The following is a 19,400-nucleotide window of genomic DNA, read 5'->3' as shown; positions in this document are numbered from 1 at the left end:
CCCTCGGCCCTCCCGGGGGGATCCGGAAGCGGCCTCGAGCCGCGCCGGGTTCGGCAGGCAGCGAAGTTCCGCGCCGGCGTCGCGACCGGACGGGCCCCGCGGATCGGGATGCGGCACTCGGCGGGAGCGGCGGCCGGGAGGACGTGACGGCGCGCGCGGGGTCTCGGGCGCGACCGCTTCCCCACCCGCGCCGATCATGCGATCACGTCGCCCCGAGCCGCAGACGTCGCGGGCCGCGCGACGCACGAACGCCGGAGGAGGCCGCCCCATGACCCTCGGATTCCGCATCCGCCCCATCACCACGCGCGTGCCCGCCGCGCTCTGCGCCCGCGCGGCGAAGGTGCCGGCGGCCAATCTCGGCGACGTGGTGAACCGCATCCAGACCATGCGCGGCGGCTTCCGCCCCTATGGCGGCCACGCCGTCGTCGCCGGCCCCGCCTTCACCGTGCGCGCCCGCCCCGGCGACAACCTGATGCTGCATCGCGCCATCGACCTCGCCGAGCCGGGCGACGTCATCGTCTGCGACGGCGGCCACGACCTCTCCATCGCGCTAATGGGCGAGCTGATGATTGGCCACGCGGCGAAGCGCGGCGTCGCCGGCATCGTGCTGGACGGCGCGGTGCGCGACATCGACGCGCTGGCGAAGATGCCGATCGGCGTCTGGGCCTGCGGCGTGACGCCCTCCGGCCCCTACAAGGACGGTCCGGGCGAGATCGGCACGCCGACGGCCTGCGGCGGGCAGGTGGTGATGCCGGGCGACCTGATCCTGGCCGACACGGACGGCGTGGTGGTGATCCCGCGCGAGGATGCCGAGGCGGCGGTGGCGGCCGGCGAGGCGCACAACGCCAAGGAGGTGCGCAACCAGGCCGAGATCGAGGCCGGGGCATGGGCGCGCGACTGGGTGGCGGCGTCGCTGCGCGCCAAGGGCTGCGAAGGCGCCTGACCCGGCGGCCGCCACTGTCTGTCCCAGGGGGCCGTCCCAAGGGGCCGTCCCAAAAGGCCGTCCCAGGGGGAACGACTCAGGGGGCCGACTCAGGAAGCCGGCCGCGTCGGCGCATCCGGCGGGCGGCAGGCCGGGCCGCGGGAAGCCGCTGCCGGTTCCTGCCCGTCCGCGGCTTCCCGCCCCCCGGCCCATCCGGCCGAACCCCGCGGCGACGCGGCCGTTTCCATCCTTCGAACATCCGGAGAAGCCAGCCGATGACCGACACGCCGAACACGTTCGCCACCATGCCGAACGGCATCCGCTACCGCGACGAGACGGTGGGCGACGGCCCCTCCCCCACGCCCGGCCAGACCGTGATCGTGCACTACACAGGCTGGCTGGACGCGGGCGGGGGCACGCCGGGCCGCAAGTTCGACAGCTCGCGCGACCGGGGCCAGCCCTTCCGCTTCACCATCGGCGTCGGCCAGGTGATCTCGGGCTGGGATCTCGGCGTCGCCACGATGAAGGTCGGCGGCCGGCGCATCCTGGTGCTGCCGCCCGAGCACGGCTACGGCGCGCGCGGCGCCGGCGGCGTGATCCCGCCGAACGCGACCCTGGTGTTCGACGTGGAGCTGCTGGGGCTGGGCTGAGCGGCACGGCGGCGCCAGGCTGGCGCCGCCAGGCTTTCCGGGGAAGGCGCTGCCTTCCCCGCCGCCTTCAGCGCCCGGCCTTCAGCGCCCGGTCAGGATGCGCTCGACGAGCTGCTTCACGGTCGGGATGAAGCCGTTCGAGTAGAACGGGTCGCGGCCGAAGCGGAAGGCGTTGTGGCCGGCGAACATCAGGTTGTGCTCCAGCGCGCCGTCATGCGCGATGTCCTGCAGAGTCTTCTGGATGCAGAAGCTGCGCGGATCGGCCTTCTTGCCGTTCGAGTGGTCCGCCGTCTCCTGCGCCCAGTTGGAGAAGCGGCAGGAGGACAGGCAGCCCATGCAGTCCACCTGATCCTTGAGGATCTCGGCCTGCCGCTCGGGGGTCACGAAGATCAGCGTGTTGTCCGGGGTGCGCATGGCCTCGGTGAAGCCCTCGCTCTCCCAGCCGCGCACGCGCTGCAGGTCGTGCTCGGTCAGCCAGACCGGCCGCTTGCGCGGGCCGACGCCGTAGGTGGCGACGTGGTCGCCCACCGGCTCGCCGGTATAGGCCACCTGGTGCTCGTTGCGCTGCTCCAGCTCGCCCAAGAATTCGTTGCGCACGGCGCTGCTGTAGAAGCCGGTGGGGGAGAAGCGCTGCAGCAGCACGTCCCCTTCCTTCACCGTCAGCAGGCGCTGCTTCCAGGCATCCGAGATCGGGCTCTCCTGCGTCACCAGCGGGCGGGTGCCGAACTGGAAGGCGATCGGGCCCAATTCCGGGTTGTCGATCCACTCCTCCCACTCCTCCAGCCACCAGACGCCGCCGGCCATGATGATCGGCACGTCGCCGAGGCCGAATTCGCGCATCTGCTGGCGCAGCTTCAGCACGCGGGCGAAGGGCGCCTCGGGCTTCAGCGGGTCCTCGCTGTTGGAGAGGCCGTTGTGGCCGCCGGCCAGCCAGGGGTCCTCGTAGACCACGCCGCCCAGCCACTCGCGCGTCTTGCTGTAGGAGCGCTTCCACAGCGCGTTGAAGGCGCGCGCCGAGGAGACGATCGGGTAGTAGAACACGCCGTACTCGCGGGCGATGTCGGCGAGGCGGTAGGGCATGCCGGCGCCGCAGGTGAGGCCGTTGATGAGGCCCTTCGCCCCCTCCAGCACGCCGCGGATGACGCGCTCGGCGCCGCCCATCTCCCAGAGGATGTTGGCGTGGACACGGCCCTTGCCGCCGGCCCGCTCATGCGCCTCGCGCGCCTGCGCGATGCCGCCGACGATGCCGTACTGCACCAGCTCCTCGTGCCGCTCACGGCGCGTGGTGCCGTGATAGACCTGCGGGATCCGGTTGCCGTCGGCGTCGAAGCTGTCGGCGTTGACCGCCGAGAAGGTGCCGACGCCGCCGGCCGCCGCCCAGGCGCCCGAGGAGGCACCGGTAGAGACGGAGACACCCTTGCCGCCCTCGACGAGCGGCAGGACTTCGACCCCTCCCATGCGGATCGGGTTGATCGTCTTCAAGGCGGCACGCTCCGGCGGTTCGGGACTGGGATATGGGCAACCGGGGAGCGAAAGCGACCCCCCTGTCGCGCCGTTTACACGTTTTCGTCAGAAAGCGCGATTCCGGAAGGCAAGCGGCGCCGCCGCCACAGCGGGGCGCCGCCTGCCGGCCGGCAAGGGCTCAGGCGTAGTCGCGGCGCGGGCGCCGGTCGCGACGGTCGCCGCGATCGCCACGGTCGCGGTCGCCGCCACCCTCGCCCTCCTCGCGCGGGCGGCGGGCGCCGACCTGCTCGGAGATGTCGGCGCCGGTGGCCTGGTCGACCTGACGCATGGAGAGCTTCACCTTGCCGCGGTCGTCGAAGCCGATGACCTTCACCTTCACCGCGTCGCCCACGTTCACCACGTCCGTGGTGCGGCCGACGCGCTCGTTGGCGAGCTCGGAGATGTGGACGAGGCCGTCCTTGGCGCCGAGGAAGTTCACGAAGGCGCCGAAATCGGCGGTCTTGACCACCTTGCCGGTGTAGATCACGCCCACCTCGGCCTCGGCCGTGATGCCGCGGATCTTGTCGATCGCGGCCTGGCTCTGCTCGGGGGAGGTGGCCGCGATCTTGATCGTGCCGTCATCCTCGATGTCGATCTTGCAGCCGGTCTGCTCGACGATCTCGCGGATCACCTTGCCGCCGGTGCCGATCACGTCGCGGATCTTCTCCTTGGGCACGTTGATGACGGTGATGCGCGGCGCGTTGCTCGCCACGTCGCCGCGGGCGCCGGTCAGCGCCTTGCTCATCTCGCCCAGGATGTGGATCCGGCCCTCGCGCGCCTGCTCCAGCGCGATCCGCATGATCTCGGGCGTGATCGAGGTGATCTTGATGTCCATCTGCAGGGCGGTCACGCCCTGCTCGGTGCCGGCCACCTTGAAGTCCATGTCGCCGAGGTGGTCCTCGTCGCCCAGGATGTCGGAGAGCACGGCGAAGCCGCGATCCTCCTTGATCAGGCCCATGGCGATGCCGGCCACCGGGCGGGTCAGCGGCACGCCGGCATCCATCAGCGCGAGGCTGGAGCCGCAGACGGTCGCCATGGAGGAGGAGCCGTTGCTCTCCGTGATCTCGGAGACGATGCGCAGCGTGTACGGGAACTTGTCCTTGGCCGGCAGCATCGGGTGGACGGCGCGCCAGGCCAGCTTGCCGTGGCCGACCTCGCGCCGGCCCGGGGAGCCCATGCGGCCCGTCTCGCCCACCGAGTAGGGCGGGAAGTTGTAGTGCAGCATGAAGTTCTCGCGGTACTCACCGCCGAGCGCGTCGATGATCTGCTCGTCCTGGCCGGTGCCGAGGGTGGCGACCACGAGGGCCTGGGTCTCGCCGCGGGTGAACAGCGCCGAGCCGTGGGCGCGCGGCAGCACGCCGACCTCGGAGACGATCGGGCGCACGGTCCTGGTGTCGCGGCCGTCGATGCGCAGGCCGGTGTCGAGGATGGCGTTGCGGACGACGTCCGCCTCCAGGTCCTTGAAGAAGCCCTTGGCCTTCTCGGCATCCTCGCCGAGCTCGGCCATGACCTGCTTCTTCGCCTGGCCCACCTTCTCGTAGCGGACCTGCTTGACCGTCTCCTTGTAGGCGGCGGCGACGGCCTCGCGGCCCAGCTCGGCCACGCGGGCCTTGAGCGCGGTCTCGGCCTCGGAGGCCTCGGGCAGCGCCCAGGGCTCCTTGGCGGCGCGCTCGGCCAGCTCGATGATGCCCTCGATCACCGGCTGGAACATGCGGTGGCCGAAGGTCACGGCGCCGAGCATCACCTCCTCGGAGAGCTCCTGCGCCTCGGATTCGACCATCAGCACGCCTTCCTGGGTGCCGGCGACGACGAGGTCGAGCTGCGACGCCTTGCGCTGCTCCACGGTCGGGTTCAGCACGTACTGGCCGTCGATGTAGCCGACGCGGGCACCGCCGACGGGCCCGAAGAACGGGATGCCCGAGAGGGTCAGCGCGGCCGAGCAGCCGACCATGGCGACGATGTCGGGATCGTTCTCCATGTCATGGCTGAGGACGGTGGCGACGACCTGCACCTCGTTGCGGAACCCTTCCGGGAACAGCGGGCGGATCGGGCGGTCGATCAGGCGCGAGATCAGCGTCTCGGCCTCGGAGGGACGTCCCTCGCGCTTGAAGAAGCCGCCCGGGATCTTGCCGGCCGCGAAGGCCTTCTCCTGGTAGTTCACGGTGAGCGGGAAGAAGTCCTGCCCCGGCTTCACGGAACGGGCGCCGACCGCGGTGCAGAGCACGATGGTGTCGCCCAGGCGGGCCATCACCGCGCCGTCGGCCTGACGGGCGATCTTGCCCGTCTCCAGCGTCAGGGTGCGGCCACCCCAGGAGATGTCCTTGCGGAAGTAGTTGTCGAACATGCGTCGTCCTTCGTGGGACCGCGCCCGGTGGCGACGATCCGCGGCGGCCCCGTCCGGGGCGGCCGATGGCGAGGTGGGGCGGAAGGGTGCCGCTCGGCGGCCCGCCCCTGGTGCGACGCAGCGGGATGACGACGGTTCCGGCGACCCTTGCGGCGGGTGCTCGGCGTCTCGGGCGGCATGGCGGCCGCGTTGCGAACGCGGCGGGGTGCGGGGCACCCCTCTCCATGTGGCCGGAAACGCCGTCGCGATCCTCGTCATCCGGGGTGCCGCGCGGCAGCGTCCTGTCAGCCCGCCACGTGCGCGGCGGATGGCCTGCCCCCTCGGGGCAGGCATGGGCCGGAGATATGGCCCGCCTGCTTGCGGAATGCCACGGAATTCTTCTCGCCCCTGCCATGGCCGCCGCAGTGCCGCCACGACCCGCCGCCACGACCGCGCCGGCCCGCGCGGCCGAGCCCGGCCATGGCCTCCCGGACCGGGCGCTCCGGGCCGGGCCCGGCCCGTCACCTCCCCGGGCCGCGACCGGCGGCAACGAATTCGGCACAGGATTGTTGCAGCAGCATGCCGGAGCCCGATCCCACCCCCTCCTTCACCCCGTCCTTCCCCGGCCGCAGCGCCCTGCTCGACGAGCGCCGCGTGCAGGCGCTGGAGCGGATCGCCGCCATCGTCCGCTGGAGCGCGATCGCCGTCGCCGTGGCGCTGGCGCTGTGGCTGCTCGCCGACGTGGCGATGCTGATCTTCGCCGCCGCCCTGCTCGCGGCCGGGCTGCGCGGGGCCGCCTGCTGGCTGAGCCGGCGGACCGGCCTGGGCGTCGGCTGGTGCCTCGCCCTGGTGGTGCTGGCGCTGGTGCTCGTCGCCGCGCTCGGCCTGTGGCTCGCGGGGCCCTCGCTCGCGCAGCAGTTCGGGGCGCTGCGGGAGCAACTGACGCAGCAGCTCCGGCAGTTGCGCGAGACGATGCAGGACAGCCCCTGGGGCCGTTGGACGATGGAGCACCTGCCGCCCGCGCTCGGGGGCAGCGGCTCCCAGGAGGGCGGGGGAAGCGACGTGGCGCCGCGCATCGCCGGCACGGTGGCCGGGGTGCTCTCCTCCACCCTGGGCGCGCTCGGCACGCTGGTGCTGCTGCTGGCCGCCGCGCTGTACTTCGCGGCCTCGCCGGAAACCTACGTGAACGGCATGCTGCGGCTGCTGCCGGCGCGCCAGCACCGGCGCGCGCGCGAGATCCTCGGCCGGCTCGGCCTCACCCTTCAGGCCTGGCTCGGCGGGCAGATGGTGGACATGCTGGCGGTCGGGGTGGTGACGACGCTCGGGCTGATGGCGCTCGGCGTGCCCCTCGCCCCCGTGCTCGGGCTGATCGCGGGGCTGCTGAACTTCATCCCCTATATCGGCGCCATCGCCGGCGCGGTGCCGGCGGTGCTGGTGGCCGCCGCCGACGGGCCGCAGCAGATCCTGCTGGTGATCGCGCTCTACACGGTGATCCAGACCGTGGAGGGCAACGTGCTCGCCCCGATCATCCAGAAGCGCGCCGTGGACCTGCCGCCGGCCGCGACCATCCTGGCGCAGACCGCGATCGGCACGCTGTTCGGCCTAGGCGGCGTGATCCTGGCGACGCCGATCGCGGCGGCGCTGCTCGCGGTCGGGCAGGAGGTGACGGTGCCGGTGGAGGAGGAGACGCCCGGAAAGCCGGCAGAGTAGCGTCGCATCGGCGCCGTGCAGGCGCCGTGGCGTAGCAAAATCGCCGTGCAGGCGCCATGGCGCAGCGAAATCGCCGTGCAGGCGCCGGGTGGCGCGTGGGCGCCATGCACGGGTCGGGCGCGCGGCACCGGGCGGCGGCGCGGGGAGACGAAAACCCCGCGCGGGCGGACACGAAGCGTCCGCCGCGTTCCGGGGCCGAGGCCCCGGATCAGCTCAGCGGCGCAGGCCGAGCCGCTGGATCAGGCTGGCGTAGCGCGCCTGGTCCTTGCGCTTGAGGTAGTCGAGCAGCGAGCGGCGCTGGCCGACCAGCACCAGCAGGCCGCGGCGCGAGTGGAAGTCCTTCGCGTGGGCCTTCAGGTGCTCGGTCAGGTTGCTGATCCGCTCGGAGAGCAGGGCGACCTGCACCTCGGGGCTGCCCGTGTCGCCGGGCTTCGTGGCGTATTCGGAGACGAGCGTCGTGCGACGCTCCGCGGTGATCGACATCGTGTGATCCTCGATGGTCGGTTTCAGGGATCGCCCGCGACGAGCAGCCGCTCCGGCTTCAGCAAGCCTTCGTGGAAACGGCACAGCCCGACGAGGCGCCCCCCCGCCATGGCGCGCGCCAATCCGCCATCGGGATCGGCCGCGTCCGGAACCCGGCCCATCAGGTCGACCAGCGAGATGAACTGGCCGTGCGAGAGGCGGGCGATCTCCTGGTCCGTCAGGGCCAGCGCCGGGATGTCGTCCAGCGCGGTCGTCACGGGAAGCAGGAGGTCCGGGGAAGGAGGCGGGGTATCCTCCGACGGCACCAGCTTGTCCAGCGGAATCGCGTGGCTCTCGCGGAAAGGCCCGACGCGGTGGCGGCGCAGCGCCGCGATGTGCCCGACCGTGCCCACCGCGAGCGCGAGGTCGCGCGCCAGCGAGCGCATGTAGACGCCCTTGCCGCTCTGCACGAGGAAGGTCGCCGTGTCCGCATCCGGGCGGGAGACGAGCTCGAAGCGATCCACCCGCGCCGGACGCGGCGCGATCACCACCGCCTGCCCCTCGCGGGCCAGGTCGTAGGCGCGCTCGCCGCCGATCTTGATCGCCGAGAAGGCGGGCGGCACCTGCATGATGTCGCCGGTGAGCGCGGGCAGGGCGGCACGGATCGCCTCGTCGGTCGGGCGCGCCTCGCTGGTCCCCGTCACCTGCCCGTCGGCGTCGTCCGTGTCGCGCGCCTCGCCGAAGCGGAGGGTGAAGGTGTACTCCTTGGTGCCGTCCATGATGTAGGGCACGGTCTTGGTCGCGGCGCCGAAGGCGACCGGCAGCAGCCCGGTGGCCAGCGGGTCCAGCGTGCCGCCATGCCCGGCCTTCTGCGCGTTGAAGGCACGCTTGACGCGGTTGACCACGTCGGTCGAGCCGATGCCGCTGGGCTTGTCGACGATCAGCCAGCCGTCGAGCGGCAGGCCACGGGGTTTGCGGAACTGGCGTCGCTGCATCGCGATCGGAAATCCGGTGGGCGGGCGCACCACGGGAGCGGCGCGCCTCGCGGCGTCGGCCGGCTCGTGCCGGGTGGCGCGTGGGCAGGAAAGCCGGGCTCGGGGCGGAGCCGGGCGGGCGGATCGGGCCCGGCGCGCAGAGGCACCACCGGACGGAGGGCAGCGTGTAGCGGCTGGGAAGGCGAACCGGAAGGGCCGTTCTCGCGTGGCGGGGTTCGCCGGACGTCGGGGCACCGGGAAGGGCGCCGCCCCCGCCGGCCCCATCCCGGCAGGAGGGCGGGTCCTTCCCGCGCCCCTCTTGGTCCTGGCCCCGGGTGTCTCCACCGACGGGCCGTCTCTCCCCGCAACGGGGGTTCCAAGGGGGCTTCGCCCCTTGGTGGGCGGGGTGCGGGGGAGGGCAACGCCTGCCCCTGCCGGGGTTCGGGGCAGCGCCCCGCTGCCGACGCGCCGGCCGCTCAGCGCACGCTCGGCGGCGGCTTCCCGCCGAAGCCCGGCTGCTGCTGATAGGGCTGCTGCTGATAGGGCTGCTGCTGATAGGGCTGGGGCTGATAGGGCTGCTGCTGCTGGAACTGGGGCTGCTGCGGCGGCGGCTGCCGCCCCGGTGGCGGGCTGTCCTGCCCGCCATCCGTGAAGGCGGCGACGATCCGGTTCACCGTCTCCAGCGGATCGCCCTCGTTCAGCAGGTGCACGGTGACGCTGATCACGCGCCGGTCGGCGATGCAGCGCACCACGGCGAGGTCGCCGTTGCGGCCGGCGAAGAGCGTGCTGTTGCCGGGCGGCACCGCATCGGGAATGAAGCCGGCGCCGCGCACCACGGCGGTGGCGGTGGCGATGCACTGCTCGCGCGTGCCGCCGAGGTCGGTCCAGCCCGTGGCGGCGCTGCCGGCGTAGCTCTGCGGCTGCTGCGCCGCGGCGGGCAGGGCGGCGAGGCCGAGAGCGACGGCCACGACGGCGGCGGCGCGGCGGGACGGGCGGAACATGCGGCACTCCTGCGGACCGGGATTCGTTACGGTCAGTCTTTCAGGAGAACGGCAACAGGGCGATGAACGACTTCATCACGCCAGGGCGAGACGCGCGATTTTCCGCCGCGCCCTCGCCTCAGCCGGCCGTCGGGGCGTCCGGGGCGGGATCGGGCGCCGCCTCGCCGTCCAGGTCGCGCGCCACCTCCGGGCGCTTGAGCAGCGCGTCGATCTTCATCGCGTAGCCGAGGGCGGTGTCGGGCTCGAAGTGCAGGTCGGGGGCGTATTTCAGCCGCACCGCATGCGCCACCTGGCTGCGCAGGAAGGCGGCGGAGTGCTTCAGCGCCCGCAGCTCCATCTCCGTCAGGTCGCGGCCGAGGGCGGAGACGAAGGCGGTCATGTGCTTGAGGTCGGGCGAGGCCCGCACCTCGGTGACGGTGACGTGCACCGAGGCGAGCTCGGGGTGCCGCACCTCGCCGCGCGAGAAGACGGCGGCGAGGGCGTGGCGCACCTCCTCGGCGACGCGGAGCTGGCGCTGCGAGGGACCTTGGGGCTCCCGCTGGGACATTCCTTCCGCCCCGCCCTTCGGCGGGCGGCGGGCCGTGCCCCTGCCCTGCCCGCGCGACGCGTCGGGCCGCTCCTCCCTGCTCCTGTTGGCCATGGACCGAACTCCGAGAAACGCCGGACCGTCCCCGACTGCGACGGGGCACGACGTCCGGGAAATATGGCGGGCGGGAATGCCCGCGGAAAGCGGCGGTCGGCACGCCCGGAAGGACGCGGCGTGGCGCCGCCGGAAAAGAAGACGGGCGCGGCACCCGTTCCGGCGCCGCGCCCGGGATCGAACCCCGGAGGGGTGGGGCGGCTACACCGCCGCCACCGTCTCCACCTCGTAGCACTCGATCTGGTCGCCGACGCGGATGTCGTTGTAGTTGGCGAAGGACATGCCGCACTCGTAGCCGTTGGTGACCTCCTTCACGTCGTCCTTGAAGCGACGCAGGGTCGAGAGCTCGCCCTGGTGGATCACCACGCCGTCGCGCAGCAGGCGGACGCCGCAGCCGCGCCGGACCATGCCCTCGGTGACGCGGCAGCCCGCCACGTTGCCGAGGCGCTTGACCTCGAACACCTGGAGGATCTGCGCGTAGCCGAGGAACTTCTCGCGCTGGATCGGGGCGAGCTTGCCGCGCACCAGCTTCTCGATGTCGTCGGCCACCTCGTAGATGATCGAGTAGTAGCGGATCTCGACGCCGTCGCGGTTGGCCATCTCGCGCGCCTGGGTGGTGGCGCGCACGTTGAAGGCCACCACCACGGCGTTGGACGCCTTGGCGAGCTGGATGTCGCTCTCGGTGATCTGGCCGACCGCCGAGTGCAGCACCCGCACCCGCACCTCGTCGCGCGAGAGCTTGCCGAGCGTCACGCCGAGCGCCTCGGCCGAGCCCTGCACGTCCGCCTTGACGACGACCGCCACCTCCTTCTGCTCGCCCGCCTGGATGCGGGCCAGCATCTGGTCCAGCGTGCCGCGCGCGGCGCTGTTGGCCGCGGCCGCCTTCTCGCGCAGCTTGCGCTGGCGGTACTCGGTGATCTCGCGCGCCCGGGTCTCGTCCTCGACGGCGACGAAGGGCTCGCCGGCGGCGGGAACGCCCGAGAGGCCGAGGATCTCGACCGGCAGCGAGGGATCGGCCTCCTTCAGCTGGCGGCCCTTGTCGTCGAGCATGGCGCGCACGCGGCCCCACTCGGCGCCGGCCACCACGATGTCGCCCTGCTCCAGCGTGCCGCGCTGCACCAGCACGGTCGCCACCGGGCCGCGGCCGCGGTCGAGCTTGCTCTCGATCACCGTGCCCTCGCCGGCGCGGTGCGGGTTGGCGCGCAGGTCCAGCACCTCGGCCTGGAGAGAGATCGCCTCCTCCAGCTTGTCGAGGTTGGTGCCCTTGAGCGCCGAGACCTCGATCTCCTGCGTCTCGCCGCCCAGGCTCTCCACCACGATCTCGTGCTGCAGCAGCTCCTGCCGCACGCGGTTCGGGTTGACGCCCGGCTTGTCGATCTTGTTGACCGCCACGATGATCGGCACGTTCGCCGCCTTGGCGTGGCGGATCGCCTCGACCGTCTGCGGCATCACGCCGTCATCGGCCGCGACCACCAGCACCACGATGTCCGTCACGCTGGCGCCGCGCGCCCGCATGGCGGTGAAGGCCTCGTGGCCCGGCGTGTCGATGAAGGTGATCTTCTGCCCGGAGGGCGAGACCACCTGGTAGGCGCCGATGTGCTGGGTGATGCCGCCCGCCTCGTGCGCCGCCACGTCGGTCTTGCGCAGCGCGTCGAGCAGGCTGGTCTTGCCGTGGTCGACATGGCCCATGATGGTCACCACCGGCGGGCGGGCGAACAGGTCGTCCTCCTCGTCGGTCGCGCCCTCCAGGCCGATCTCCACGTCGGCATCCGTCACGCGGCGGACGCGGTGGCCGAACTCCTGCACCACCAGCTCGGCGGTGTCGGCGTCGATCGACTGCGTGATGGTGGCCATCACGCCCATCTTGAACAGCGCCTTGACCACCTCGCCGGCGCGGGCGGCCATGCGGTTCGCCAGCTCCTGCACGGTGATGGTCTCGGGCAGGATCACGTCGCGCACCACGCGCTCGTTGCCCGAACGCAGCCGCGCCAGCTCCTGCTGCCGCCGCTCGCGCTCGCGGGCGCGGCGGACGGAGGCGAGGGAGCGGGAGCGGTCGTCCTCGCCCTCGATCGCCGCCTGCACGTCGATGCGGCCGCCACGGCGGTCGGCACCGCCGGCGGGGCCCTTCTTGGCGGGGGCGAGGACCGGCTTCTTGGCCGGGATGACCGGGGCGCCGGGGCGGCGGACCACCGGGCGGCGCTCCTCCTCCTCCTCGGCACCGCGGCCCTTGAGGGTGAGCCGGGCGGCGGCGCCGGGCGCGGCCGCAGCCGGCGCACCCGGCGCGGCGGGGGCGGCACCGGGGCGACGCAACGCGGGCGAGACCGGCACGGGGCCGGGACGCCGCGCGGCCGGCGGGGCGCCCGTCGGCTGGGTCGCGGCGGCCACCGCCGCGGCGGCCGCCTCGGCGGCCTTGCGGGCCTCCTCCTCGGCCTTGAGGCGGGCCTCCTCCTCGGCGCGGAGCGCGGCTTCCTCGGCGGCGCGGCGCTCCTCCTCGGCCTTGCGGGCCGCTTCCTCGGCGGCGGAGCGGACCATGAGCGCCTGGCGCTCACGCGCCTCGCGCTCCCGCTGCGCCTCCATGCGGCGGTTCTCCTCCAGCACGCGCTGGCGGGTGGCGAGCTCGGCCTGCGTCAGCGGCCGGCCGGCCTGCGGGCGCGCACCGCCCCCGCCGCCGCCGCCGGAGCGCGGCGGACCGCCTGGGCGCCCGGAGGGGGCGCTGCCGGTGCCCGCGGGGGCCGGGGCGCCGGGCGCCCCCACACGCTTCTTGCGGACCTCGACCTGCACCACCTTGCTGCGGCCATGCGAGAAGCTCTGCCGCACGCTGCCCGCGTCCACCGTCTTGCCGCCGAGCTCAAGCCGTCCGCCGCTGGGCCTGAGGCTCAGCCGGTTCTTCGCCGCGTCCTGTTCGTTCTGGTCGCTCATCCGCCGATTCGAACCTGATCCATCCAGTCTGTTACATCGTCTTACCCGACGATTGGGGGTTGAGAGCCTGGCGCGGCCAGCCCGTCCAGACGGGCCGCCTCGCGCAGGATCGTGTCGGCCAGCCGCCCCGGCGCCACCGCGGCATGCACCGCGTGGTCGCGACCGAAGACGCCGCCGAGTTCCGCCGCCGTGAGCGGCGCCACCACCGGCAGGTCGCGCCCGCCGATCAGTCTGGCCCGCTCCGACGGGCTGCCATCCGAAGCCTCCAGCAGCAGGCCGGCGCGGCCTGCCTGCATCCATTCCCGCACTGCCTCGCGCCCGCAGACCGCCTGGCCGGCGCGCCGTGCGAGGCCGGCGAGGTCGCGCAGGCGCTGCCTCAGGCCAGCCTCGATCCGGTCGCGTAGGTCGGGGGGCAAGCGCACGGGGCCCCGCGCCGCCTTCGCGAACGCCCCCCTTGCGGCGGCCCGTTCTATCACATCGGCCCGGGCGCTCAACCACATTCCCCGCCCGGGCAGCCTGGCGGCCAGATCCGGCACCACCTCGCGGTCCGGCCCCAGCACGAAGCGGACCATCCGCTCGACCGGCAGCCGCTCGCGCGTCAGGGCGCAGCGGCGGACCGGGCCGCGCTCCTCCGGCTCCGCGTCGGCGAAGCCGGAACCGGGCGCGGCGGGGCGCCGGGGAGCGCCGGGGGCCGGGTCCGGAAGCGTGCCGGGGGCCGCGCCCGCGGGGGCGGCGATGCCGGTCGTCCCGGCGCCGGCCGGCCGGGCGGCCGCCCGGTCAGCCCTGTCGGTCTTGGCCGGGCTGCTCGCCATCGGCGCCATCCTCCGACGGGGCGGCGGAGTCGGCCGCCGACTCGTTGCCCTCGAACCAGTGCTGCCTCGCCTGCATGATGATGGCGTTGGCGCTCTCCTCGTCGAGGACGTCGGGGAAGATCTCCACCAGCTCGTCGCCGGCGAGGTCGGCCAGGTCGTCGAGGGTCTTGATGCCCTTCTCGCCCAGCGTCACCAGCATGGCCGGGGTGAAGCTCTCCAGCTCGGCGATGGCGTCGTCCACGCCGAGCGCGCGGCGCTGCTCGTCCTGCTCGGCGTAGCGCTTCTCCAGGAAGGCGAGGCCGCGCCGCTTCAGCTCGGCGGCGACGTTCTCGTCGAAGCCCTCGATTCCCGCCAGCTCCTCGTCGTCGACGTCCACGATCTCCTCGATCGTGGAGAAGCCCTCGGTCACCAGCAGGCCGGCGATCACGTCGTCCACGTCCAGCCCCTCGACGAACAGGCTGGTGCGCCGGCGGAAGTCCTCCTGCCGGCGCTCGCTCTCGTCGGCCTCGGTCAGGATGTCGATGTCCCAGCGGGTGAGCTGGGAAGCGAGTCGCACGTTCTGGCCGCGCCGGCCGATGGCCAAGCTGAGCTGGTCGTCCGGCACCACCACCTCGACGCGGCGGGTGTCGTCGTCCATCACCACCTTGGCGACCTCGGCCGGGGCGAGGGCGTTCACCACGAAGGTGGCGTTGTCCTGGCTCCAGGGGATGATGTCGATCTTCTCGCCCTGCAGCTCCGCCACCACCGCCTGCACGCGCGAGCCCCGCATGCCGACGCAGGCGCCCACCGGGTCGATCGAGGAGTCGCGGCTGATCACCGCCATCTTGGCGCGGCTGCCCGGGTCGCGGGCCACGGCCTTGATCTCGATGATGCCGTCGTAGATCTCCGGCACCTCCTGGGCGAACAGCTTGGCCAGGAAGCCGGGATGGGTGCGGGAGAGGAAGATCTGCGGCCCGCGGATCTCCTCGCGCACGTCGTAGATGTAGGCGCGCACGCGGTCGCCGTTGCGGAACGCCTCGCGCGGGATGGTCTCGTCGCGGCGCAGCAGCGCCTCGGCGCGGCCGAGGTCGACCATCAGGTTGCCGTACTCGGTGCGCTTGACGATGCCGTTGATGATCTCGCCGACGCGGTCCTTGTACTCGTCGAACTGCTTCTTGCGCTCCACCTCGCGCACGCGCTGCACGATCACCTGCTTGGCGGTCTGGGCGGCGATGCGGCCGAAGTCGATCGGCGGCAGCGGGTCGACGATGAACTCGCCGGCGCTGATCTCCGGCTTGAACTTGCGGGCGATGCGCAGCGGGATCTGCGTCGCCTCGTTCTCCACCGTGTCCGCGTCCACCACCTCGGTCCAGCGGGAGAGGCGCACCTCGCCCGACTTGCGGTCGATGACGGCGCGGATGTCCTTCTCGTGGCCGTACTTGGCGCGGCCGGCCTTCTGGATGGCCTGCTCCATCGCCTCCAGCACCTCGTCGCGCTCGATCATCTTCTCGCGCGCGACGGCGTCGGCGACCTGGAGCAGTTCGGGGCGCGCGATGGCGACGTCCACGGCCATGGTCTCAGTTCCTCTGCGTCTCGTTGTCCCGGCTCGCGGCCGTGGCCTCGATCAGGGCGTCGGTCAGCACCAGCTTGGCGCGGCGGATGTTGCCGCGGGCCAGCGCGATGTCGTTGCCGTCCTCCAGCCGGAGCCGGGCTGTCTCCTCGTCGGCCCCGAGCACGATGCCGCGGAAGCGGCGGCGGCCCTCCTGCGGCACCAGCAGCTCGGCCGTGGCCAGGTGGCCGGCGAAGCGGTTCCAGTCCTTGGTGCGGGTCAGCGGCCGGTCGATGCCGGCGGAGGAGACCTCCAGCGTCCAGGCCCCCGCGATCGGATCCTCGACGTCCAGCACGGCGCCCACCGCATGGCTGATCGCCTCGCAGTCCTCGACCGTGATCTGGCTGCCATCGGCGCGGTCGGCCATGATCTGCAGCGTCGGCCGGTCCTTGCCCTGCACCTGCGCGCGCACGAGCTCGTAGCCCATGTGCTCCAGCGTGGGCGAGACGATGCGGGAGATGCGGGCCTCCAGGCCCTCATGCTGCGGCAGATCGCCGTCTGCGTCGCGGCGTTCCACGTCACGGTGCTCCAAAAACGAAAAAAGGCGGCCCGCGAAGGCCACCCCCCAGAAACCGGCGGATTGTCTACAGCCGCAGCATCTAGCGCATCGGGCCCCGCGAAACAAGGGGAGGCGGCAGGTCGATTCCGGCCTGGAACGGCGCCCCGGCCTTGGCCGGGGCGCATCGGCCCTGGACGCCGGGGGCATCCCGGGGCCGGCTCCCCCTCCCGCGGCCCCTCCCCGTCCCCGCCCTTCAGCCCAGCTCCTGCTGCACCATCCCCGCCAGATAGGCGGCGCCGATCGGCAGCAGGTCGTCGTTGAAGTCGTAGCCCGGGTTGTGCACCGGCACCCCGCCCCGCTCAGGCCCGCGCTGGCCGAACATCAGGTAGGCGCCGGGAACGCGCTCCAGGAAGAAGGCGAAGTCCTCGCCGGCGGTCAGCGGCGGCGCGTCGCGGACCAGCGCCTGCTCGCCGCCCAGCACGGCGGCGGCGCAGCGCGCGGCGCGCTCCGTCTCCTCGGGCGTGTTGACGGTGGCCGGGTAGGCGCGGCGGTACTCCAGCTCCACCGTCGCCCCCTGCGCCGCGGCGGTGTGGCGCACCGCGTTGTCGAACAGCGTCTCCACCCGGTCGCGTATCTCGGGCTTCAGGGTGCGGACCGAGCCGCGCAGCTCCACCGTCTCCGGAATCACGATGTCCGAGGTGCCGCCGTGGATCTGGCCGATGCTGACGATGGCCGTCTCCAGCGGGTCGATGTGCCGCGCCACCAGCGCGTGCAGCACGTTGACGATCTGCGCCGTGACGGCGACGGTGTCGATGCCCCGGTGCGGCTGCGCCCCGTGCGAGGAGCGGCCCCGCACGACGAGGCGGAAATAGTCGATCGCCGCCAGCGCCGTGCCCTTGTGCACCAGCACGCGGCCGAGATCGACATAGGGGTCGTTGTGGATGCCGTAGACGGCGTCGCAGGGGAACCTCTCGAACAGCCCGTCGTCCAGCATGGCCTTGGCGCCCGCCAGCCCCTCCTCGGCGGGCTGGAAGATCAGGTGGACGGTGCCGGCGAAGTCGCGCGTCTCGGCCAGCACCCGGGCGGCGCCGAGCAGCATGGTGGTGTGGCCGTCATGGCCGCAGGCGTGCATCCGGCCGGGTGTCGCGGAGCGGTGCGGCAGGTCGGGGTTGGCCTCCTGCATCGGCAGCGCGTCCATGTCGGCGCGCAGGCCGATGGCGCGGTTGCCGCCCGCGCCCGACCGCCTGCCGCGCAGCACGCCGACCACGCCGGTGCCGCCGAGGCCCCGGTGCACCTCGATGCCCCATTCCGCCAGCTTCGCGGCGACGATCTCCGAGGTGCGGTGCTCCTCGTAGCCGATCTCCGGATGGGCGTGGAAGTCGCGCCGCCAGGCGGTCATCTCGGGGTGCAGCGCGTCGAGGCGTTCGCGCAGGGTGGCGTTCGCGGTGGCGGAGGCGGTCATCGGGGCGGGCTCCATCGGGACGGGACGGGCGGCATCGGGCGGGGCGGCAGCTTCGAGCGGCGGGGCGGCCGAGGCAAGCCGGCCCGTCGTCCCGTCGATTGGCCCGCCGCCCGGCCCGCTGATAGGCTCGCCGCACCATCAGGGGAGGAACGACGCCATGCAACGACGCGCCATGCTGGGCGCCCTGGCGCCGCTCGCCGTCGCGACGGCCGCGGCCCAGGCACAAGCCCAGACCCAGCCGGCGGCGGGCGCGGCGCCGCCCGGCAAGACCTACGTGCTGGTGCACGGCGCCTGGGGCGGCGGCTGGATCTGGCGCCACACGGCGGACGGGCTGCGGGCGAAGGGGCACCGCGTGTTCACGCCGACCCAGACCGGGCTCGGCGAGCGGGCCCACCTGCTCGCCGCCGGCATCACCATCGACACCTTCGTGCAGGACATCGTCAACGTCATCGAGTCGGAGGAGCTGCGCGACGTCGTCCTGGTCGGCCATTCCTTCGGCGGCATGGCGGTGACGGGCACGACGGACCGGCTGGGCGACCGCATCCGCCACCTCGTCTACCTGGACGCGCTGCTGCCCGAGAACGGCGAGAACGCCATCGCGACCCTGCCGCAGGACCTGGCCGGCAACCGGCAGCGCCTCGTCACGCAGTCAGGCGCGGGCATCGCCATGCCGGTGCCGGCGCTGGACAGCTTCCCGCTGCCGCCGCCCTTGCGCGAATGGTTCGGCCGGCGGCTGCGGCCGCACCCCTGGGGCACCTACACGAGCCGCCTGACGCTGGCCAACCCGGTGGGCAACGGCCGCCCCGTGACCTACGTCTCCTACACCAACCCACCCCTCGGCAGCATCGAGCCGAGCCGGCAGCGCGCCCGGTCGAAGCAGGGCTGGACCTATCGCGAGCTGCCCGTGCCGCACGACGCCCAGGCGGCGGAGCCGGAGAGGATCGTCGCCCTGCTCGACGGGATCGGCTGAGCCGGGGCCGGCGCGCCGCCGGCCCACGCCTTCCGGCGGGGTCGCCGGAGGCGGGCGGCCCCGGCCGGCGCGCCGCTCAGCGCCGGCGGAACGACCAGAACCAGGGCGTGCGGCCCTCGCGGTGCGCCTTGGCCTCGTAGCGCGTCCCGGGCCAGCCCTCGGGGCGGGTCTCGTGGAAGGCGACCCGCTCGAACAGGTCCTGCGCGCCCATCACCTCCTCCACCCAGGCCTGATAGACCGGGTGGTCGCTGGCGATGCGCCACTCCCCGCCCGGCCGCAGCGCCCGCGCCACCAGGGCGAGGTTGCCGGGATTGACGAAGCGCCGCTTGGCATGCCGCGCCTTCGGCCAGGGATCGGGGAAAAGGAGAAAGACCCGGTCCAGGCTGCCAGGGGCGAGCCGGCCGAGCAGCACCCGCGCATCCTCGGGCCAGAGGCGCAGGTTGGGCGGCAGCGGCGCGTCCGCCTCGCCGCCCTCTGGCACCAGCCGGGTGAGCAGCGAGCAGAGGCCGTTCTCGAACACCTCGCAGGCGATCAGCCCGGCCTCGGGGTTGGCGGCGGCCTGCGCCAGCGCGTGCTCGCCGCCGCCGAAGCCGATCTCCAGCCAGGTCTCGCGCAGCGGCGCGGAGGCGGGCGCGGCGAAGGCGGCGCGCGGGTCGGCGGCGGCCTCGGCCGGGAAGCGCAGGCGCGGCAGGGTGACGTCGAGCAGGCGCTGCTGGCGCGGGCGCAGCGCGTGGCCGCGGCGGCGGCCGTAGAGGCGGCTGTCCTGCGGGGTGTCCTCGGACTGCGGATCGGCAGGTCCGGTCATGCGATGGTCTCTGTCGTGGATGGCAGAACGCCCGCAGCGGGGGCTGCGGGCGTCGGAAGCGTTCGGGGCTCCGCCCCGGACCCCGCCAAGGGGCGCTGCCCCTTGAACCCCGCCAAAGGGCGAAGCCCCTTTGGAAACCCCGTTTGGATTCGAGGCCCGA

At 73.3% G+C, this 19,400-nt stretch carries 16 protein-coding genes; 4 read left to right on the top strand and 12 right to left on the bottom strand.

What is annotated here, in order from left to right:
* The first annotated feature begins 268 nt into the window (after nucleotides 1-268).
* Together M0638_RS23920 and M0638_RS23915 are read left to right on the top strand one after the other, a co-directional pair.
* Nucleotides 269-943, top strand: a complete 675-nt coding sequence (locus tag M0638_RS23920; protein ID WP_248669474.1) for an RraA family protein — start codon at nucleotides 269-271, stop codon at nucleotides 941-943.
* Between the two features lie 254 nt (nucleotides 944-1,197).
* On the top strand, nucleotides 1,198-1,572 hold the full coding sequence (locus M0638_RS23915; protein WP_248669473.1) for an FKBP-type peptidyl-prolyl cis-trans isomerase: 375 nt from the start codon (nucleotides 1,198-1,200) through the stop codon (nucleotides 1,570-1,572).
* A gap of 81 nt (nucleotides 1,573-1,653) precedes the next feature.
* Here M0638_RS23915 and M0638_RS23910 read toward each other — a convergent pair whose 3' ends face one another.
* Nucleotides 1,654-3,054, bottom strand: a complete 1,401-nt coding sequence (locus M0638_RS23910; protein ID WP_248669472.1) for an NAD(P)H-dependent flavin oxidoreductase — start codon at nucleotides 3,052-3,054, stop codon at nucleotides 1,654-1,656.
* 160 nt (nucleotides 3,055-3,214) lie between these two features.
* The gene (gene pnp, locus M0638_RS23905) at nucleotides 3,215-5,419 is read right to left on the bottom strand and encodes a polyribonucleotide nucleotidyltransferase (RefSeq protein ID WP_248669471.1); all 2,205 of its coding nucleotides are present in this window, start codon (nucleotides 5,417-5,419) and stop codon (nucleotides 3,215-3,217) included.
* Between the two features lie 558 nt (nucleotides 5,420-5,977).
* Between pnp and M0638_RS23900 the strand changes: the two genes are divergently transcribed.
* A complete protein-coding gene (locus tag M0638_RS23900) occupies nucleotides 5,978-7,108 on the top strand; it encodes an AI-2E family transporter (RefSeq protein ID WP_248669470.1) in 1,131 nt (376 codons plus the stop codon).
* A gap of 213 nt (nucleotides 7,109-7,321) precedes the next feature.
* On the opposite strand, the gene rpsO is transcribed toward M0638_RS23900, so the two are convergent.
* The 9 genes from rpsO to M0638_RS23855 form a co-directional block, all read right to left on the bottom strand.
* Nucleotides 7,322-7,591 (bottom strand): 30S ribosomal protein S15, encoded by a 270-nt coding sequence (rpsO, locus tag M0638_RS23895; RefSeq protein WP_248669469.1) that lies wholly within the window; start codon nucleotides 7,589-7,591, stop codon nucleotides 7,322-7,324.
* Between the two features lie 23 nt (nucleotides 7,592-7,614).
* A complete protein-coding gene (gene truB, locus M0638_RS23890) occupies nucleotides 7,615-8,565 on the bottom strand; it encodes a tRNA pseudouridine(55) synthase TruB (protein ID WP_248669468.1) in 951 nt (316 codons plus the stop codon).
* 455 nt (nucleotides 8,566-9,020) lie between these two features.
* Entirely contained in the window at nucleotides 9,021-9,545 is a 525-nt protein-coding gene (locus M0638_RS23885) for a hypothetical protein (protein ID WP_248669467.1), read from the bottom strand.
* Between the two features lie 118 nt (nucleotides 9,546-9,663).
* Nucleotides 9,664-10,092 carry a 30S ribosome-binding factor RbfA gene (gene rbfA, locus M0638_RS23880; RefSeq protein WP_248669466.1) on the bottom strand — a complete coding sequence of 143 codons (429 nt, stop codon included), beginning with the start codon at nucleotides 10,090-10,092 and terminating at the stop codon, nucleotides 9,664-9,666.
* A 294-nt stretch (nucleotides 10,093-10,386) separates the two neighbouring features.
* Complete coding sequence (gene infB / locus M0638_RS23875) at nucleotides 10,387-13,104, bottom strand: translation initiation factor IF-2 (protein ID WP_248669465.1); 2,718 nt, start codon at nucleotides 13,102-13,104, stop codon at nucleotides 10,387-10,389.
* 41 nt (nucleotides 13,105-13,145) lie between these two features.
* Nucleotides 13,146-13,916 carry an RNA-binding protein gene (locus tag M0638_RS23870; RefSeq protein ID WP_282572259.1) on the bottom strand — a complete coding sequence of 257 codons (771 nt, stop codon included), beginning with the start codon at nucleotides 13,914-13,916 and terminating at the stop codon, nucleotides 13,146-13,148.
* Nucleotides 13,882-15,468, bottom strand: a complete 1,587-nt coding sequence (nusA, locus tag M0638_RS23865; protein WP_248669464.1) for a transcription termination factor NusA — start codon at nucleotides 15,466-15,468, stop codon at nucleotides 13,882-13,884. Before nusA ends, M0638_RS23870 begins: the two co-directional genes overlap by 35 nt.
* A 4-nt stretch (nucleotides 15,469-15,472) precedes the next feature.
* Nucleotides 15,473-16,021: a ribosome maturation factor RimP gene (rimP, locus tag M0638_RS23860; protein WP_248669463.1), complete on the bottom strand. Its 549-nt coding sequence runs from the start codon at nucleotides 16,019-16,021 to the stop codon at nucleotides 15,473-15,475.
* A gap of 235 nt (nucleotides 16,022-16,256) precedes the next feature.
* The gene (locus tag M0638_RS23855; RefSeq protein WP_248669462.1) at nucleotides 16,257-17,465 is read right to left on the bottom strand and encodes a M20 aminoacylase family protein; all 1,209 of its coding nucleotides are present in this window, start codon (nucleotides 17,463-17,465) and stop codon (nucleotides 16,257-16,259) included.
* 157 nt (nucleotides 17,466-17,622) lie between these two features.
* Between M0638_RS23855 and M0638_RS23850 the strand changes: the two genes are divergently transcribed.
* Entirely contained in the window at nucleotides 17,623-18,435 is an 813-nt protein-coding gene (locus M0638_RS23850) for an alpha/beta fold hydrolase (protein WP_248669461.1), read from the top strand.
* A gap of 76 nt (nucleotides 18,436-18,511) precedes the next feature.
* On the opposite strand, the gene trmB is transcribed toward M0638_RS23850, so the two are convergent.
* The gene (gene trmB, locus M0638_RS23845) at nucleotides 18,512-19,240 is read right to left on the bottom strand and encodes a tRNA (guanine(46)-N(7))-methyltransferase TrmB (RefSeq protein WP_248669460.1); all 729 of its coding nucleotides are present in this window, start codon (nucleotides 19,238-19,240) and stop codon (nucleotides 18,512-18,514) included.
* Nucleotides 19,241-19,400: the final 160 nt, after the last annotated feature.

The sequence above is a fragment of the Roseomonas acroporae genome, from assembly GCF_023223525.1.
GTDB lineage: Bacteria > Pseudomonadota > Alphaproteobacteria > Acetobacterales > Acetobacteraceae > Roseomonas_E > Roseomonas_E acroporae.
Note: the sequence above shows the minus strand (reverse complement) of the source record. Positions and strands in the feature narration are given on the sequence as shown.

Coding starts and splice junctions, on each gene's coding strand:
- M0638_RS23920 (WP_248669474.1), top strand. CDS start 269: ATGACCCTCGGATTCCGCATCCGCCCCATCACCACGCGCGTGCCCGCC.
- M0638_RS23915 (WP_248669473.1), top strand. CDS start 1,198: ATGACCGACACGCCGAACACGTTCGCCACCATGCCGAACGGCATCCGC.
- pnp (WP_248669471.1), bottom strand. CDS start 5,419: ATGTTCGACAACTACTTCCGCAAGGACATCTCCTGGGGTGGCCGCACC.
- M0638_RS23900 (WP_248669470.1), top strand. CDS start 5,978: ATGCCGGAGCCCGATCCCACCCCCTCCTTCACCCCGTCCTTCCCCGGC.
- rpsO (WP_248669469.1), bottom strand. CDS start 7,591: ATGTCGATCACCGCGGAGCGTCGCACGACGCTCGTCTCCGAATACGCC.
- truB (WP_248669468.1), bottom strand. CDS start 8,565: ATGCAGCGACGCCAGTTCCGCAAACCCCGTGGCCTGCCGCTCGACGGC.
- M0638_RS23885 (WP_248669467.1), bottom strand. CDS start 9,545: ATGTTCCGCCCGTCCCGCCGCGCCGCCGCCGTCGTGGCCGTCGCTCTC.
- rbfA (WP_248669466.1), bottom strand. CDS start 10,092: ATGTCCCAGCGGGAGCCCCAAGGTCCCTCGCAGCGCCAGCTCCGCGTC.
- infB (WP_248669465.1), bottom strand. CDS start 13,104: ATGAGCGACCAGAACGAACAGGACGCGGCGAAGAACCGGCTGAGCCTC.
- M0638_RS23870 (WP_282572259.1), bottom strand. CDS start 13,916: ATGGCGAGCAGCCCGGCCAAGACCGACAGGGCTGACCGGGCGGCCGCC.
- nusA (WP_248669464.1), bottom strand. CDS start 15,468: ATGGCCGTGGACGTCGCCATCGCGCGCCCCGAACTGCTCCAGGTCGCC.
- M0638_RS23855 (WP_248669462.1), bottom strand. CDS start 17,465: ATGACCGCCTCCGCCACCGCGAACGCCACCCTGCGCGAACGCCTCGAC.
- M0638_RS23850 (WP_248669461.1), top strand. CDS start 17,623: ATGCAACGACGCGCCATGCTGGGCGCCCTGGCGCCGCTCGCCGTCGCG.
- trmB (WP_248669460.1), bottom strand. CDS start 19,240: ATGACCGGACCTGCCGATCCGCAGTCCGAGGACACCCCGCAGGACAGC.